Source organism: Ruegeria sp. BK1 (assembly GCF_056535645.1).
This window is the reverse complement of record NZ_JBQFIS010000003.1, coordinates 342,915-359,087: the sequence shown is the minus strand read 5'-3', so window position 1 is coordinate 359,087 and position 16,173 is coordinate 342,915. Positions and strand designations below refer to the sequence as shown.

The following is a 16,173-nucleotide window of genomic DNA, read 5'->3' as shown; positions in this document are numbered from 1 at the left end:
TGTTTTGTCAAATTGTTGCAGGTGCGCTGACAGCTCGGCAAGCGTCGGGACTGACAAAGACAAGCCAATTTATCTTTTGGGCTTCGCCGTTCTGAGCAGCAGAATGAAAACGAAAATCGACCCCAGTGAGGTCGTCACAATTCCGACCGGCAGTTCTTGCGGGGCAAGCATCAGGCGGCTGAGGATATCGGACCCGGTCAACAGCACCGCGCCAACCACGGCTGCCGTCGGGACAAGGTGATTGTGCAAAGGACCAGCGATGCCGCGCGCAATATGTGGAACCATCAGGCCAACAAAGCCGATCACTCCGGCGACCGACACAAAAACGGCGGTCGCGAGCGCTGCAACAAAGAACATTTTGAACCGTAGCGACTGAACCGGAACGCCCAGTGTTGTTGCCGTGACATCTCCGGTCAGCAGCGCATCCAGCCAGCGGCTACGATAGAGGGCATAGGCCAGAATAAGCGCCAGCCCGGCGCAGACCAGCGGGAAGGTTTCCCATCGCGCCAGACCCAAACCGCCAAGCATCCAGAAGATGACGGAATGGGCAGCACGGTTGTCGCCTGCGAAAATCAGGTAATTGGTTAGGGCTGAGAACAGGAAGGACACCGCAAGCCCGGCTAGAATCAATTTTTCAGGCGCGCTCGTCCGCAATCCGTGTACCAAAGCCAGCACGATGCCAGAGGCCACCAGCCCTCCGCAAAACGCCGCCAGCGGCAAGGTCCAAAACCCCAGAATGTCCCCGGTTACGGTGATGACGAACACAGCACCCGCTGCAGCGCCCGAAGACAGCCCGAACAGAAACGGGTCGGCCAGATCGTTCCGAGTGGTTGTCTGCAAGACAACGCCGACAATCCCCAAACCAGCGCCGATCACGGCCGCAAACAGCGCGCGGGGCAGGCGCAGGTCAAAGACGATACGGTGCAGGGGCGACACGTCTCCATCCACAAGGCCTGTGCCCAGCAATATGGCCTTGAATGTATCGGACAGAGGGATGGATGTGGTTCCGTAGATTGTTGAAACCAGAAGAAGGGCGGCCAGAATGACCGCCCCCACCAAAAGTGTCAGCCCCAGACGGCCCAAATTAGTTCAGGCCCTTATGCATGGCCTGTGCCATTTTCGAGATCGCCTGAATGTTCGCGGGTCCCGGCGTTAGTTCTTCGTACCGCAGACCGATCCAGCGCTCGTTTTTGACCGCATCGGTTTGCGACATCACCGGGTGCTCTTGCAGGAATTTGAACGTATCCGCCGCGCCATTTCCGGTTTGATAGTCCAACAGCACCAGGAACTCGGGGTTCGCGGCGGCGACGGCCTCCCAAGAGCTACGGCCCCAGCTTGTATCCATGTCATGGGTCACGTTCTGACCGCCCGCAGCGGCAATCATCGCATCAGGGATGGCGTATTTTCCGGCGGTGAAGGGCGCATCAGCGGGCCCGTCCAGCAGGAACACGCGCGGTTTCGGCAGATCGGCGGTTTTCGCCTCAATCGCGGCCAGCTCGTCTTTCCAGCTTGAAACCAACGCTTCGGCCTTGTCTTCAACATGCATGACCTTGCCCAGACGCAGGACATCGTCAAACAGCAGGTCCATGCTGGCCTTTGGGCGGTCCTTATGCAGGTGAACGCAGCTTTCCGACAGGATCATAGTCTTGATCCCGAAGGGCGCCAGCGTTTCCGGTGTCACATCACCGCCGGGCCGCATTCCGTAGTACCAACCGGCAAAGAACAGGTCGGGTTCAACGGCCACCAGGTTCTCGACCGTCGGATATTTCGGGGCCAGTTCCGGGATATCGCCGCGCAGCGAGTCGAACTCGGGGCTGGTTTTGTACCAGCCGGTAATCCCGGTCAGGCCGACGATCTTGTCTTGTAGACCCAGTGCAAAGGCCATGTCGGTCATGTTCATGTCATGCACGACCAGACGCTCGGGCTGGGTTTCAAACACCAGCGGTTCGCCGCAATTGTTGACGGTAACTTCATGCGCGGCGGCACCGCCCGCCATGGCTGTAACCAGCGCCACGGACAAGATGTGTTTCATTCGGAAATGCTCCTAACTGGATTGGAAACTGAGGTTTTTCGGATGTCCAGCGCCGGGATCAAGCGGCCCTCGTGCTGGAAAAACAGGTAATCGACACCGAACGTGTCACGCACGCGGTCGGTGGTCAGCACGTCGGCCACAGGTCCGAACCCGGTAAGACGGGTGGATTTCATCAGCGCGACATGCGTCGCAAATTCCGGGATCATGACCAGATCGTGGACGATCATCACCACTGTGATCCCCAGCCCGGCCACCAGTGACAACATCCGCCCCTTGGCGTCCGGGTCCAGATGGTTGGTGGGCTCGTCCAGAAACAGCAGTGCCGGGTTTTGTGCCAATGCCCGCGCGATATGGGCGCGCTGCCGTTCCCCGCCCGACAGAACCGCCATGCGCTTGTCGGCCAGATCGTTCAGGCTGGTCAGGTCCAAAATTCGCGCAAGATCGGCGGCATGGGCCTCGGCCGAGCGGTCGGACCGGATCGGGATCTGTCCCAGCGCTACATACTCGCGCAAGGAGAGCCGCCCGTCGGGATATTCCTGCTGGCTGACAACAGCGATCATCCGCGCACGCTCGGTCGCCGACATGCTGCGCAAATTTCGCCCCTTGAACAATACATTGCCGTCCGAAGGATGCTCGGACCCGCATAGAAGGTTCATCAGCGTTGTCTTGCCCGCGCCGTTGGGCCCGGCGATGGCCAGAACCGCGCCTTCGTGAAGCGCAAAGGTGATGTCCTGAAGCAGAACTTCGCCGTGATAGGCGTGATAACCGACGCCGTTGACCTGAAGGAACGCATGTTCGGTCATGTGGCCTCCGTCGCCAAGGGCGGCATCCGCGACAAGGTCTTGTGCAACAGCGCCTCGGGGCGATCCGTTGCCTTGGTCCAACCTGTGGAACTGTTTTGGTATTGCCGCGCGAAAGCGGCCAAAGCGTCGATATCGGCCGAGGTTTGAATTTCGCCAAACAGATATTGTGCCTTCGCACCCGCCTGAAATCCAACGGTCAGTGGGTGATCGCAGCCGGCCATACACTCGATCATCCGTGTGCCGTAGCCCTCGGGCAGGCGCTCGCGCAGGGCCTCGGCAATCGATAGCGCCGCCTCTGCCCCTTGGCAGGTCGTGCAGATCAGCACCACATGATCCGTCATGCTCCGCCCCACCTGCATGCCAGACGGGCAGGGAGAGGAACGGTTCTGATGACATCGGGTCGATGTGACATTGAGCCTCTTTCCAGGACACCCCGCCCCGGTTTGGTTGCGTTTGAGATGGCAGGTCTCCTGACTCGCGGGTCTGTGCTTGGCCACCCTTCCCGACCTGATCCGGCCAGTGGGATATTGGCGTCGCTCACCGCCTACAGTTGCGGGGGCAGTTACGGATTTGGTCTGCACCTTACCGTATTCCCTTTTCATCCCGCGCGTGCAGCATCGGGAACCATCGTAGCGTCACTGCCTCAGATCAGAGCATGGGTCAATATGGATTCCGCAACGTTCCGGTGAAGACAGCGCAAAGGATATTGCTGCTCAGTGGGCAATCAGTTATGCTGCGACGCAGCAAAATTTGAAAGCCGAGGCTACGTTTTGCGGGCTCAAGGGTGCTGGACGTACTATTGTGACCCCGAACTGACCTGCATCAATTAAACCCGCGACCCAAGTCGGTAAGACGTCCGAAAAACCAAAGTTGGCACGCTATGAAAATCCAGGAAAATAAAACCTTCGAGCAGCTCAAGGTTGGCGACGCGGCACAACTGACCCGCTTGTGCACGGTTGACGACCTTTATGCTTTTGCCTCGGCCTCGGGCGATCACAATCCGCTGCATCTGGCAACCTATGACGGGGATGGCGACGGCCTTGCCGAAGCCGTCGCACCCGCGCTGTGGCCCGCCGGTCTGGTCGCAGCCGTGCTGGGAAACTACATGCCCGGCGCCGGAACGCAGACTCGCCGCGCGGATTTGGCCTTCCACCTCCCGGTGCTTGCGGGTGAAGAACTGACTGCCTTTGTCGCTGTTGAGGAAAAGCGCGACGATGGTGATCTGCTCTGCTCAGCCGAAGTGCGACGGGTCGTTGACAATGCACTGGTTCTCAGCGGCACCGTTCAGGTCACACCGCCTTCGACGCATATGGAGTTCGACTCGGTCGAGGTCCCTGGCCTGATCGTGCAGCGGCACCGCCATTTCGACGCGCTGTTGGAAAAAGCGCGCCCACTAGAGCCGATGCCAACCGCCATTGTTGCGCCAGAAGAGCCCAACTCTCTGAGCGGCGCGTTGCTGGGGCATGCCAATCATATTATTTCGCCGATCCTCGTCGGGAACCCCGATAAAATCGCCGCTGCTGCCGCTGAGCTGGGGGCCGACTTGTCTGGCATCGAAATTGTCGAGGCCCGCAGCCACGGCATCGCCGCGCACCGTGCCGTGGATCTTGTAGTCGACGGACGCGCGCAGACCCTGATGAAGGGGTATCTGCATACCGATGAGTTGCTGCACGCGGTTTTGCGTCGTGAAAAAGGGCTGCGCACAGGGCGGCGACTGTCACATGTGTTCGTAATGGATGTTCCGGGCATGTCGCGCCCGATCATGGTGACGGATGCGGCGGTGAATATTGCGCCTGATTTGGAAACCAAGGCGGATATCGTGCAAAACGCGATTCACCTGGCACATTCTTTGGGAATCGAACAGCCCAAGGTCGGCGTGTTGTCGGCGGTTGAGACGATCAACCCGCATATGCCGTCATCGGTCGATGCGGCCTTGCTGTCGAAAATGGCCGAGCGCGGTCAGATCACCGGCGGGTTGGTCGATGGGCCGCTGGCGATGGACAATGCGGTTGATCTGAACGCCGCCCGTACCAAAGGGATCACGTCAGAGGTTGCCGGTGCTGCCGATATTCTGGTCGCGCCTAATATTGAGGCCGGGAATATGGTGGCAAAACAGTTGACCTTCATCTCTCATGCCGAGGCGGCAGGGGTCGTGATCGGTGCGGCCGTTCCCATCATTTTGACGTCACGATCCGATGATGATGCCTCGCGATTGGCATCCTGTGCTGTAGCCGCGCTTCATGCGCATGCAAACAAGGGTAAAATCCATGGCTGATCATGTTGTGGCGCTGAACGCCGGGTCTTCTTCCCTGAAATTCGCGCTTTATGAGCTGGTTGAGGGCAATCGTCCCAGTATGCGCTGGCGTGGCCAGATCGAACGTTTGGGCGACGCACCACGTTTGCTGGCCCAATCCGCTGGAGGACGCTCGATCGACCGTCCTTTGACCAACACCAAAAGCCATGACGAGGCGATCCACGCCTTTCTGGAAATGGCGCGGGAATACCTGCCGGACATCCATGTACGTGCCATCGGGCACCGCGTCGTCCACGGGGGCACTGTTTATTCCGAGCCGGTGCGCATTGACGCCTCGGTTGTCGAGACGTTGTCTGGGTTCATACCTTTCGCGCCGCTGCATCAGCCCTATAGTCTTGCAGGGATACGCGCAGCCAGCGCGGCCTTCCCGGACACGGCGCAGATCGCCTGCTTTGACACGGCGTTCCATCGGACACACCCTTGGGTCAACGACACCTTCGCCCTGCCGCAGAGCTACTATAACAAAGGCGTACGACGGTACGGGTTTCACGGGCTCAGCTACGACTACATAACGCAAAAGCTGAAAGAGATCGCGCCGGGCTTGTACGACGGGCGCGTGGTTATTGCGCATCTGGGTAACGGGGCCTCGATGTGTGCGGTTTCGGGTGGTCGGGCGGTGGCCTCGACTATGGGGTTCTCGGCGCTGGACGGGTTGCCAATGGGAACGCGTAGCGGGCAGCTTGACCCTGGTGTTGTGCTTTACATGATGCAGCAGGAAGGCCTGTCGGCGGATGAGATTGCCGAGATTCTGTATCGCAAATCCGGTCTGCTGGGTCTGTCGGGGATATCGTCGGACATGCGCACCCTTCTGTCCGCTGACACGTCCGAGGCGCGTAAGGCCATTGACTATTACGTCTTCCGCATACGCCGCGAATTGGGCGCATTGTCAGCCGCACTGGAAGGGATCGACGCGCTGGTCTTTACGGGTGGTGTTGGCGAGAACTCGGCCGCAATCCGGCAGATGGTGTGTGACGGCATGCGCTGGATCGGGATCGAGATGGATCACGCCCGGAATGCCGATGGTGGCACGGTTCTTTCAACCGATTTCAGCCGCGTGCGGATTCTGTCGATTCCGACGAATGAGGAAATGGTGATCGCCCGCGCGGCTGCGAACCTAATGGAGTGACCTAGTCCTGCGGCTTTTTACGGGTCTTGGCGTATTTCAGCAGGACCCCAAGAAGTGCACTGACAATTTCAGGTGTCAGCGTGCCAAGCGGATCGCGCCTAATGCCGGTTACGGCGTTGCGCGCATCCGCGAAGTTTTCTCGGATTTCGGTTTCAATATCTCGCAAAGCCATGTCGCGCAGTTCGACGGCATCCGACGTGTCTGTCTGTGCCGTCATGGAATTCGCAACTACCGCAAGCAGAACGGCCACCACCAGATCAATCCCGGCCACAATCAGCGCGGCCGAGGTCGTCGACAGAGTCTCTGACAGCCAGAAAAACCCGGCCACGTTCAGCATCACGGCGGCAAGACCCACGGCAAGACCTGCTGCGGCATAGATGCCTGTGCGCTTTGCGGCAACTGCGACTTGACGCTGTGCAATCAGCCGTTCAGCGCGCAAAATGATCGAGATATTTCGGGAAATGCGGCTCATGTCAGACTCCTACCGGGATCGACCGATCATGTACCCAAGCGCAAAGACGCCAAGGGCGAATAGGATGGGCTTTTTATGCGGCAAATCCTCGAATTCTGTCAGAACTTCATCAATTTGGGCAGTCCAATGGCCGAGGTTGTCGACGAATGCATCGGCTGGTTCCGGGGCATTGGGTGGCTCGGGGTTGGCGTGTTCGGCCAACTGGCGGCGCAGTTCGGCGACCTCTGCTTCCAATTCAGCTTTTGTTACCATGGTTGCGTCCCTCTACCGCGATGAACCGCATGTTAGACGGTTTTTCTGTTTCGGTAAAAGGGACTTATCCAGATAGTTGAGCGGGCCAGTGCTTAGCCTGTGCGACACCAGACGCAATCATGATCCGAAAGCGGCGTACCTTCGTCCGAGATTGAAGTCAGAATGCCATTGTCTAGACACTTCAGACCCCGTCCGGCTAGCCAATCCAGTTTCATGACCCGCTCAGGATGCGGAGTGATCAGGCTGGGTCGGGTTGTAGGACCTTCTGCGGTGAAAGACCATGAGTAGCCTTCGCGTTCGGCCAACCCAAACAAGGTTTCACGTCGCCAGTCAAAATCGGGGGGCAGATGGTTGCCGGTGTTCAGGTCCCCACCGATCAGAACGGGCAGTCCGGGCGCAAACGCGTCGATTTCATCTGACAACCGTTGGAACTGTTGATGGCGGTGCGCTGCATCTGCGTTGCTTTCCAGATGAGTGGACACAACGCAAAGCGAACCCTGCGTGGCCGGGATAATGGCGGCGATGGCATTGCGACCGCCGACCCGCGGTTGATCCGGGTCCGTCGCGCCAGTGTCCGAGGCAAACCAATGGCCGTGATCGTCCAGTCGGATCAGTGACGTGCGTTCAAACGGCACCGAGGACAGGATTGCGTTCCCATGCCAGCCAAGACTGTTGAAGTCATCCGTGCAAAAGCCCCGCTCGGTCGCGCCGCCGAGATCAAGTTCGTGAAACTCGACACCGAAGGCGTAGGTCATGCCAAGCGCGTCGGCCATCACTTCAGTGGTATGCCGCTGTGCAGTGCGGGCCATGCCGTGATCGACCTCGGACAACAAGACGATATCGGGGCAGACCTTGCCAAGATGTGCGGCGGTTTCTTCGGGGAAAAGACACCGTTCCACATTCCAGGCAGCCACTGTGAAATCGCTTTGCAAATGAGTGGACGTAGCACGGCCTCCAACTTGCACGGCATTCATGGCAGGCAGGCTGGACAGCAAATCGCGATGCGCTTCAGCCGTGCGCGGCGCAGCCAAGATCGCGTTACGCTGTTCCAGCGTCACGGCGGGCAATGTCTCAAATGTTTGCCCCGTCACAGTTTGCGCCCCGTTTCAGGATCAAACAGCCGCAGGGCCTCGGGCTTCAAATTCAATGTCGCGGTCCCGGTGGAGGCTGCATCATCCTTGCCGATCATCACCGAAAAAGGTTGTTCCCCCACCACGCCATGCAACAGGCGATGGGCGCCGAGCTCTTCCAGAATGTCCACACGGAACGGGATTTTGCCGTGATCGTCCAGTACCACATCCTCGGGGCGAATGCCCAAAGTCACCGGCCCGTTTTGCGAAGCAGGTGCTGGCATCAGACCGTCATAGCCATTGATGCGCACCTCGCCTTGCTCGACCTGAGCCCGGATCAGGTTCATCGGCGGTGCTCCCATGAATGAGGCCACAAAGGTCGAGGCTGGGTTGTGGTAGATTTCCGACGGCGTGCCGATCTGTTCGATCCGGCCAGCGTTCAGGACGATGATCCGGTCGGCCATCGTCATCGCCTCGACCTGATCATGGGTCACGTAGACGGCTGTGGTGTCAAGGCGGCGTTGCAGGGCCTTAATCTCGATCCGCATCTGGTTGCGCAGCTTGGCGTCGAGGTTCGACAACGGTTCATCAAACAAGAACAGCGCCGGATCACGCACTACGGCGCGGCCCATGGCGACGCGCTGACGTTGACCACCCGACAGCTGCGCTGGTTTGCGGTCCAGATATTCGGTCAGGTTCAGCATTTTGGCCGCGTCTTCGACCTTGGCCGCGATCTCGGAGGCCGGGTTGCCGCGATTCTTGAGGCCATAGCCGATATTTTTTCGGACGGTCATATGCGGGTAGAGCGCATAGTTCTGAAACACCATCGCGATGTCCCGGTCCGCCGGATCCACGTCATTGACCACCCGGTCGCCGATCTTCAGTGTACCTTCGGTGATCTCCTCCAACCCCGCGATCATCCGCAGCAGGGTGGATTTGCCACAGCCCGAGGGGCCGACCAGCACGACAAACTCGCCGTCCTGAATGGTGAAGCTGGTGGTCTGAACCGCCTGAAAGCCGTTGGGATAGACCTTGCGGATGCCCTCTAATGAAACCTGAGCCATGCGCGTATTCCTTACTTGTCGGATTCTGTAAGGCCCTTAACGAACCAGTTTTGGAAAAAGACGACGATCGCCACGGGTGGGATCATCGCGACAATGGCCAGCGCCAATGCCTGCCCGTGTTCTGGGATCTGACTATCTGTGTAGGACAGCACGATCTGTTTGATGCCCCGGACCAGGGTGAAAAAGCTCTCATCCGTCGTGATCAGTGTCGGCCACAGATATTGGTTCCAGCCAAAGACAAACATGATGATGAAGATCGCAGCGATCATCGTCCGGCTAAGCGGTACAAGGATATCGACAAAGAACTTCCATGGGCCTGCGCCGTCAATCCGGGCGGCCTCGGCCAGCTCCTCAGGGACGGACATGAAGAACTGACGGAAAAAGAACGTGCCGGTTGCGGATGCGATCAGCGGTACGATCAGACCGGTATAGGTGTTTGTCAGGCCCAGTTTCTGGATCGCCTCGTATGAGGGCAGGATGCGCACCTCCAGCGGCAGCAACAGGGTGGTGAAGATCACCCAGAAGGCCAGCGTGGCAAAGCGCAGGCGAAAATAGACGATGGCATAGGCCGCCATCATCGAGATGATAATCTTGCCCACCGCAAAGCCGATGCCAAGGATGAAGGAATTCATCAGCATCAGCGTACCATCCACCGTCTGGGTGAACCCACCCTTTTCGAACATGGCGGCATGGAAGTTCTTGCCCAGATTGTCGCCCAGCGTCAGCTGCAACCCCTCGCGGTGGATCGTCACCGCGTCATGGCTGGCCGTGGTCAGCGCCAGCAGCGATGGTATCATCATCAGCAAAGCGCCTAGGATCAGGACGGTGTGATCGCCGATCGCGCCCCATTTGATGCGGCGGGGACGATGGGTTTCAACGGGAGTTTCGAGTGTTGTCTCAGCCATGTCCAAAGCCCTTACGTATAGTGAATCCGGCGTTCCACCAGGCGGAACTGAAACACGGTCAGGATCAGCACCAGCACCATCAGGATCACCGATTGCGCGGATGAGCCGCCAAGGTCATTGCCCCGGAACCCGTCCAGATAGACCTTGTAAACCAGCGTCATCGGGTTGTTGCCCGGCTCACCCTTCATCAGCGCGTCGATCACGCCAAAGGTGTCGAACAGCGCGTAGGTGATGTTGATGATTAGCAGGAAGAACGCGGTGGGGGCCAGCAGAGGGAAAGTCACCTGCCAGAACCGTCCGGTTGCCGAGCGGTTGTCGATCATCGCCGCCTCGCGCACGGATCGCGGAATGGATTGCAGGCCTGAGAGGAAAAAGATGAAATTGACCGGGATCTGCTTCCACACGGCCACGATGACCATAGCGGTGGCCGTGGCGTTATAGTCCACGCCCAGTTTGAAATCCCAGCCGAACATCTGGAAAAACTTGGTCAGCGGCCCAGTGCTTTGATCAAAGAATAGGATGCCCAGAAACCCGGCCACAGGTGGTGCGATGGCATAGACCCACATCAGAAGCGTGCGATAGGTCTTTGCCCCTCGGATTACCTTGTCCGCCTTGACCGCTAGCAGCAGCGCGATGGCGAGCGAAAAGAACGTCACAAGCACCGAATAAAGGATCGTGAACCCTGCCACGCGCTTGTACTGATCATTGCCCAGCAGCGAGGTATAGTTTTCCCCCCCTACAAAGGTCGAGCCGAACCCAAACGGGTCCTGCAAGTAGAACGAGGATTGCAAAGCCCAGCCCGCAGGCCAGTAGAAGAAGATGGCAATGATCAGCAGTTGCGGCATCAGCAGCGCCACAGGAAGCCAGATCGTGTCAAAGCCCGCGCGTTTCATGAATGGTTCCGTGCGAATAATGAGCGATGGTCGCACCCGGAGGCGGGACCATCCAGGGGGTGATAACGGGGATTAACCCTGGGTCTTACCAAAGCGTGCCAGCAGTTCGTTGGCTTCTTTTTCGATTGTCTTGAAGGCGGTCTCGACGTCGGTTTCACCAGTCAGGATACGTCCATATTCGCGGTTCATGATGTCGCGGATCTGGACGTAAAAGCCCATGCGGTAGCCCTTGGTGTTGTCGCCCGCCTTAGCCTGCAACTGGTTCACACCAACTTCGGCGGCCGGGAAGCGGTCATAATGGCCGTCTTTCTTGGCAACCTCATATGCGGCTTCGGTGATCGGTACGTATCCGGTTTCCTGGTGCCAGAAGTACTGGGTTTCAGGCGCGGTCAGGAAGCGGAAGAACTCAGCCGTGGCCTTGTTCTCGTCGTCCGATTTGCCGGACATTGCGAACAAAGCGGCGCCACCGATGAAGGTTTGGGTAGGCTCGGCGGTCACGGCTTCCCAATAGGGCAGCTCGGTTGCACTGAATTCGAACGGCAGGTCTTTTTGCAGGAGGCCACCAAAAGAGCCCGACGAACCCAGCCACATGGCGACTTTGCCTTCTTCGAACGGCTTGGCGTTGTCGCCCCAGCCCGTACCATACCATTCGAACAGACCTTCGTCTTTCCAATCGGTCACGGCGGTGAAGTGGGCCTTGATGGCGTCATTGTTCACCAGGATCTGCGTGTCGATGCCGTCATAGCCATTGTTGTTGGTGGCAAACGGCAGGTTGTGGCGCGACATGAAGTTTTCGGTGAAAATCCAGGGCAGGTGCGACTGGCTGAGCGCGATGTAGCCCGCGTCTTTCAGCGCAGGAGCAGTGGTTGTCTGGAACTCTTCCCAGGTTTTCGGCGGAGTGACACCTGCAGCTTCCAGCGCGTCCACGTTGAAATACAGGATTGGCGTGGACGAGTTGAAGGGCATGCCGATCATCTTGCCGTCGCTGTCGGCATAGAAATACCGCACACCGGCGATGTAGTCGTTGATGTCGAAATTCACGCCATTATCGGCCAGCAGATCCTGAACGGGGATAGTTGCTCCCTTGGCTCCGATCACGGTGGCGGCACCGGCGTCGAAGACCTGCATGACGTTGGGCTGCTCGCCCGCACGGAAGGCGGCGATACCTGCGGTCAGTGTTTCTTCATAGCTGCCCTTGTAGACCGGAGTGATCTTGTAATCGTCCTGCGAGGCGTTGAAATCTTCGGCAATCTTGTTGACGGTTTCACCCAGTTGGCCGCCCATTGCGTGCCACCATGTGATCTCGGTTTCGGCAAAAGTTGCGGTCGCAGTAAAGGCGAGCGCGGCGGCGGTAGCGCTGAAGGTCAGCTTGGTCATGTCTCTCTCCGGTTTGGCCGCGGACCAAGGTTTTGGTCAGCGCACCAGGTTGCGGGGCCGAAGCCCCAGGCAGCGTCAAAAATCTGCACAAATAGGGCGAATCCCATTCGTGATGCACTTCTTGTGCACACGTGGTCACATACGCTTTGCATGTGACAGTTCGGTGAAAGATTTTTTGCATTATTGACAAATTATTCAGAAACAGAGGACAGCTAGTGCGTGAGCAGTGACAATGAATATAACACCCCGCGACCCCGGCGGGTGACTGCCCAGATTGTGGCCGAAGCGGCAGGTGTATCGCGGTCGTCTGTGTCACGCGCGTTCACACCTGGCGCCTATCTGGATGCGGATAAGCGGAAAAAGATACATGAGGTCGCGGCGCAGATGGGGTATCAGCCCAATGCGCTGGCGGCAGGGCTGAAAGATGGTCGCTCGCATCTTGTCGCTGTTTTTGTCGGAAATATGCGCAGTGCTTATGACACCGAGTTCGTAATGGCTTTGGTTGGGCAATTGAACGCGCTGAACAAATGGCCGATCCTGATCGACGGCGGCGATCAGTCTGCGGAAAAGGCAATTCAGCAAGTCTTGCGCTACCCGTTGGACGCGTTGATCCTGCGTGGTGGAAGTATGCAGGCCGAAGTCGTCACGCAATGCAGCAAGATCGGGGTTCCAATGATTTCCGCTGGGCGCGTCGTCGAGGCCCAGGGTGTTGACAATGTTTGTTGTCGAAACGCCGAGGGCACCCGGATTGCCACTCGGGTTCTGATCGAAAAGGGAAGAAAGAAATTCGGCTATATCGGTGGCCCCGAGGCTTTCTCCTCTTCTAGCGGTCGCCGGGCTGGGGTACTGGACAGTTTGGCTGAGGCTGGGCTTTCGCTGGTTGCCGAAACCGACGGCGACTTCACTGTCGACGCCGGCCACAGGGCGGCCACCCGCCTGCTGACCATGCATTCGCTGGATGCATTGATTTGTGCCAATGATGCAACCGCGATTGGGGCTTTGACAGCGGCCCGAGACTTGGGAGTATCAGTTCCAGAAACCCTGTCAGTTGTGGGGTTCGATGATATTGAGATGGCTGGCTGGCCAACATTCGATCTGTCAACGGTTTGCAATCCGATCGACGAAGCCGTCGAGCACGTCATCCAACTTTTGGAGAAACGGCTTAAGAACCCTTTGAAAGCCAGCGAAACAATTCTGATTAAACCTCACTTCGTGCCCCGCGGCACGCATTGAGATTTTCAGTAATCGGCCACCAGCAGGAAATCGGGCGCGGCATCTTCCTCGATCGTGGCAAAGCGCGGAATTGGGTCCTCGAACACATTGTCGGTTCGGTCATCGTTGACGGTTGAGACTTCGCCTATCAGGCAATCGCCTTTCTCCGCCCAAAAGGCATGCCAGATACCCGGCATCAATGTCACGCTTTCACCGGGCTTCAGACGCAACAGTTCACCGGGTTGGATCGTGACCGGGCAGTTGTCGCTTGGCACAATGACCGGGTTGTCGCGGTCGATGCCGCCATCCGTGTCCGAGGCATAGATCTCCATCACCAGATCACCGCCGCCCCGGTTGATGATGTCTTCGGCCTTCACGATATGGCGGTGCATTGGTGAGAGTTGTTTGTCCCGCGAGACCAGCAGTTTTTCCGCATAAAGCATACCGCGCCCTTTGCTCAGGTCAGTGACATCGCCGTTGCGCAGTGTAAACAAGAACAATCCAAGCTCATCAAATCGGCCCTGACCGTAATCGGTGATATCCCAGCCCAATCCCCGCGCGCGAATGCCATCGGCCCGAGCGCTGCGCATCTGTTCAGGCGACCATGTTGCGAAAGGAGGCAGAACCGCACCAAAGGAATGAATGAACGCCTCGGCTGCGGATTTGATCTCGTTGATTTCGGAACGTTTCATCGGTTTGGCCTTCGTGGTCAGAGTTCGTGTGCCCAGGGCGGATTCGCCCCGGCGCGGGATACGGTGACGGCGGCAACCTCGGCCCCTTTGCTTAGAGCGGATCGTATGGCACTGACGTCCACCGAGCGTAGACCGGATTTGGTCAACAGTCCGTCCGCGTCAAGCTGGGCCAGAACGCCCGCATTGAACGTGTCGCCCGCTCCGACTGTGTCGACCACCTGCACCTGTTTGACCGGCACCGAGACCTCGGACCCGTCGTGTAGATAGGCCGAGGCGCCCTCGCTGCCCTTGGTAATAATGACAACAGACGGTCCGGCTTCCAGCAGGGCAGGGACTTTCTCGGTCAGGGATTCAGGTCCGGGGACGATCCAATTCAAGTCTTCGTCAGATACTTTTACGATGTCGGCCTGTTCGATCATGCGGTTCAGGCGGGTGCGGTACCGGGTCTCATCCGCGATAAAGCCGGGGCGGATATTGGGGTCGAGCATCACAGCGCACGCGTCGGCATGTTGGTCCAACAAGGCCGCATACGCATCCGCACAAGGTTCGCAGGCCAGGCTGATACCACCGAAATAGAGCGCTGTGGTGCCGGGCAACTGCGCGGGCATATCCTCGGGCCGCAGCATCCGCCCGGCCGAGTTTTCATCTAGAAAGCTGTAGCTGGCCTGTCCGTCCTTCAACTGCACAAAGGCCAGTGTCGATGGACGGTCCGAGCGGATGACATGAGTCTGATCCACGTGGCTGTCGGTCAGCGCGTCGGACAGTTGTGCCCCGAACATGTCGCTGGACAAGCCAGTCAGCATCCCAACCGACGCGCCCAGACGACCAAGCGCTATGGCGGTGTTGAAGATCGCTCCGCCTGAATGGGGGACAAAGCCCTGTGCCCCGTCGGTGGTTGGGGTGGGGATCATGTCGATCAGCGCTTCACCGCAGCACAGGATCATGCCGGGACCTTTCCAGTTTGGCCGCGTCAGGCCATCCGACGCGCGAGCGCACTTTTGCAGAAATTGTTAGCGCCAACAATGCCAAATTCATCCTGTTCCGAGACATAGAGGTTCATCGACCGGCGTAGCTCACTGAACCGACCCCCGGCGTTGAAAGCGTCGCGGAAGGTGTCCTTGAACAGCCAACGGTTCTTTTCGGCCACGCCGCCCACCAGAAAAACACCGCCCGCTGGCATCATGGTCACAGCCATATCGCCCATGACAGCCCCCAGATGAGTGGTGAACATATGGGCCGCGCGTACCGCATGAGGGTCGGTTTGGGCCAGCGCGTCTTGCAGGATATCCTTTGCGGGACGGGTTTCCGCGTTGGTTTGACCGGCTGCGAGTTGGATGGCTTGGTAGAGGATGGGCAGGCCGGTGCCGCTCAGGAACATCTCGGCCTCAAGGGTCAGCGAGTCGTCAAAGAAACACTCGGTCGCGACCTCGCGGGCGGCGCGAAATACTTCAACCTCGTCAGCGTGGCGCGGGGACAGGCCTACATGGCCGCCTTCGCCAGATGCCGTATGGTAGTGCCCCTCGGAATAGAGCAGCGACCCAACCCCAAGCCCGGTGCCCGGCCCAACGACCAAGCGAGTGCCGACCGGCGGGGTTTCCGCACCTTGCAAAACCTCGACGTCACCGGCCCTGATTTCAGCCACAGACCACGCGGCTGCGGTGAAGTCATTGATCACAAAAGTATGTTGCGCGCCGGTCGCGCGTCCGATGTCGTCCTCGGACAAATCAAGCTGCGCGTTGGTCAGTCGGATCGTACCATCCCGCACAGGGCCCGCCCCAGCGGCGACAACCGCGCGGGGGTCGGTGCCAACCTCGTCGCGCAGGCTGTGAAACGCCTCAAGCAGTTGCGGCAGCTGTCCCGTTGGGTATTTGCGCAGATCGGTTAGTCTCCCGTTTGAGATAACCCCCAAACGGGTGTTGGTCCCGCCGATATCGGCCACCAGATTCCAGTGTTCATGCATG

The 16,173-nt window shown here is 58.7% G+C and carries 17 protein-coding genes and 1 riboswitch; of the genes, 3 read left to right on the top strand and 14 right to left on the bottom strand.

All coding sequences use genetic code 11. The features are described 5' to 3' along the window. Positions 1-69: 69 nt before the first annotated feature. From ACR3E7_RS22575 to ACR3E7_RS22560, 4 genes are read right to left on the bottom strand one after another with little or no spacing between them, the layout of a single operon-like run. Complete coding sequence (locus ACR3E7_RS22575; protein WP_170773440.1) at positions 70-1,083, bottom strand: FecCD family ABC transporter permease; 1,014 nt, start codon at positions 1,081-1,083, stop codon at positions 70-72. A gap of 1 nt (position 1,084) precedes the next feature. After that, entirely contained in the window at positions 1,085-2,032 is a 948-nt protein-coding gene (locus ACR3E7_RS22570; protein WP_480503763.1) for an ABC transporter substrate-binding protein, read from the bottom strand. Beyond that, positions 2,029-2,835, bottom strand: a complete 807-nt coding sequence (locus ACR3E7_RS22565; RefSeq protein ID WP_170789982.1) for an ABC transporter ATP-binding protein — start codon at positions 2,833-2,835, stop codon at positions 2,029-2,031. The genes ACR3E7_RS22570 and ACR3E7_RS22565 overlap by 4 nt, the downstream gene beginning before the upstream one ends. Beyond that, positions 2,832-3,176 carry a DUF1636 family protein gene (locus tag ACR3E7_RS22560; RefSeq protein ID WP_170789983.1) on the bottom strand — a complete coding sequence of 115 codons (345 nt, stop codon included), beginning with the start codon at positions 3,174-3,176 and terminating at the stop codon, positions 2,832-2,834. Before ACR3E7_RS22560 ends, ACR3E7_RS22565 begins: the two co-directional genes overlap by 4 nt. Before the next feature lie 102 nt (positions 3,177-3,278). After that, positions 3,279-3,478, bottom strand: a riboswitch (cobalamin riboswitch). Positions 3,479-3,715: 237 nt separating this feature from the next. Between ACR3E7_RS22560 and ACR3E7_RS22555 the strand changes: the two genes are divergently transcribed. Beyond that, on the top strand, positions 3,716-5,110 hold the full coding sequence (locus tag ACR3E7_RS22555; protein WP_480503764.1) for a bifunctional enoyl-CoA hydratase/phosphate acetyltransferase: 1,395 nt from the start codon (positions 3,716-3,718) through the stop codon (positions 5,108-5,110). Beyond that, positions 5,103-6,275 (top strand): acetate/propionate family kinase, encoded by a 1,173-nt coding sequence (locus tag ACR3E7_RS22550; protein WP_170789985.1) that lies wholly within the window; start codon positions 5,103-5,105, stop codon positions 6,273-6,275. The genes ACR3E7_RS22555 and ACR3E7_RS22550 overlap by 8 nt, the downstream gene beginning before the upstream one ends. A 1-nt stretch (position 6,276) precedes the next feature. On the opposite strand, the gene ACR3E7_RS22545 is transcribed toward ACR3E7_RS22550, so the two are convergent. The 7 genes from ACR3E7_RS22545 to ACR3E7_RS22515 form a co-directional block, all read right to left on the bottom strand. Next, positions 6,277-6,747, bottom strand: coding sequence for a phage holin family protein (locus ACR3E7_RS22545; RefSeq protein ID WP_480503765.1), 471 nt, complete (start codon positions 6,745-6,747; stop codon positions 6,277-6,279). A 9-nt stretch (positions 6,748-6,756) separates the two neighbouring features. Continuing rightward, positions 6,757-6,999: a hypothetical protein gene (locus ACR3E7_RS22540; protein WP_480503766.1), complete on the bottom strand. Its 243-nt coding sequence runs from the start codon at positions 6,997-6,999 to the stop codon at positions 6,757-6,759. A 92-nt stretch (positions 7,000-7,091) separates the two neighbouring features. Then, entirely contained in the window at positions 7,092-8,090 is a 999-nt protein-coding gene (locus ACR3E7_RS22535; RefSeq protein WP_480503767.1) for an endonuclease/exonuclease/phosphatase family protein, read from the bottom strand. After that, positions 8,087-9,133, bottom strand: coding sequence for an ABC transporter ATP-binding protein (locus tag ACR3E7_RS22530; protein WP_480503769.1), 1,047 nt, complete (start codon positions 9,131-9,133; stop codon positions 8,087-8,089). The genes ACR3E7_RS22535 and ACR3E7_RS22530 overlap by 4 nt, the downstream gene beginning before the upstream one ends. An 11-nt stretch (positions 9,134-9,144) precedes the next feature. Continuing rightward, positions 9,145-10,038, bottom strand: a complete 894-nt coding sequence (locus ACR3E7_RS22525) for an ABC transporter permease subunit (RefSeq protein ID WP_480503770.1) — start codon at positions 10,036-10,038, stop codon at positions 9,145-9,147. A gap of 11 nt (positions 10,039-10,049) precedes the next feature. Then, positions 10,050-10,931, bottom strand: a complete 882-nt coding sequence (locus tag ACR3E7_RS22520) for an ABC transporter permease subunit (RefSeq protein WP_170773471.1) — start codon at positions 10,929-10,931, stop codon at positions 10,050-10,052. Positions 10,932-11,003: 72 nt separating this feature from the next. Next, the gene (locus tag ACR3E7_RS22515; protein ID WP_170773473.1) at positions 11,004-12,308 is read right to left on the bottom strand and encodes an extracellular solute-binding protein; all 1,305 of its coding nucleotides are present in this window, start codon (positions 12,306-12,308) and stop codon (positions 11,004-11,006) included. A 219-nt stretch (positions 12,309-12,527) separates the two neighbouring features. On the opposite strand from ACR3E7_RS22515, the gene ACR3E7_RS22510 reads away from it, so the two are divergent. Then, positions 12,528-13,541 carry a LacI family DNA-binding transcriptional regulator gene (locus ACR3E7_RS22510; protein WP_480503771.1) on the top strand — a complete coding sequence of 338 codons (1,014 nt, stop codon included), beginning with the start codon at positions 12,528-12,530 and terminating at the stop codon, positions 13,539-13,541. Between the two features lie 5 nt (positions 13,542-13,546). Here ACR3E7_RS22510 and ACR3E7_RS22505 read toward each other — a convergent pair whose 3' ends face one another. Genes ACR3E7_RS22505 through ACR3E7_RS22495 form a run of 3 tightly spaced genes read right to left on the bottom strand, consistent with a single transcriptional unit; the run spans position 13,547 to position 16,172 of the window. Continuing rightward, positions 13,547-14,212 carry a D-lyxose/D-mannose family sugar isomerase gene (locus ACR3E7_RS22505; RefSeq protein ID WP_170785901.1) on the bottom strand — a complete coding sequence of 222 codons (666 nt, stop codon included), beginning with the start codon at positions 14,210-14,212 and terminating at the stop codon, positions 13,547-13,549. 17 nt (positions 14,213-14,229) lie between these two features. Beyond that, on the bottom strand, positions 14,230-15,156 hold the full coding sequence (locus ACR3E7_RS22500; protein WP_480503772.1) for a carbohydrate kinase family protein: 927 nt from the start codon (positions 15,154-15,156) through the stop codon (positions 14,230-14,232). Positions 15,157-15,182: 26 nt separating this feature from the next. After that, positions 15,183-16,172, bottom strand: a complete 990-nt coding sequence (locus tag ACR3E7_RS22495) for a glucokinase (RefSeq protein WP_237215877.1) — start codon at positions 16,170-16,172, stop codon at positions 15,183-15,185. Position 16,173 lies beyond the last annotated feature (1 nt).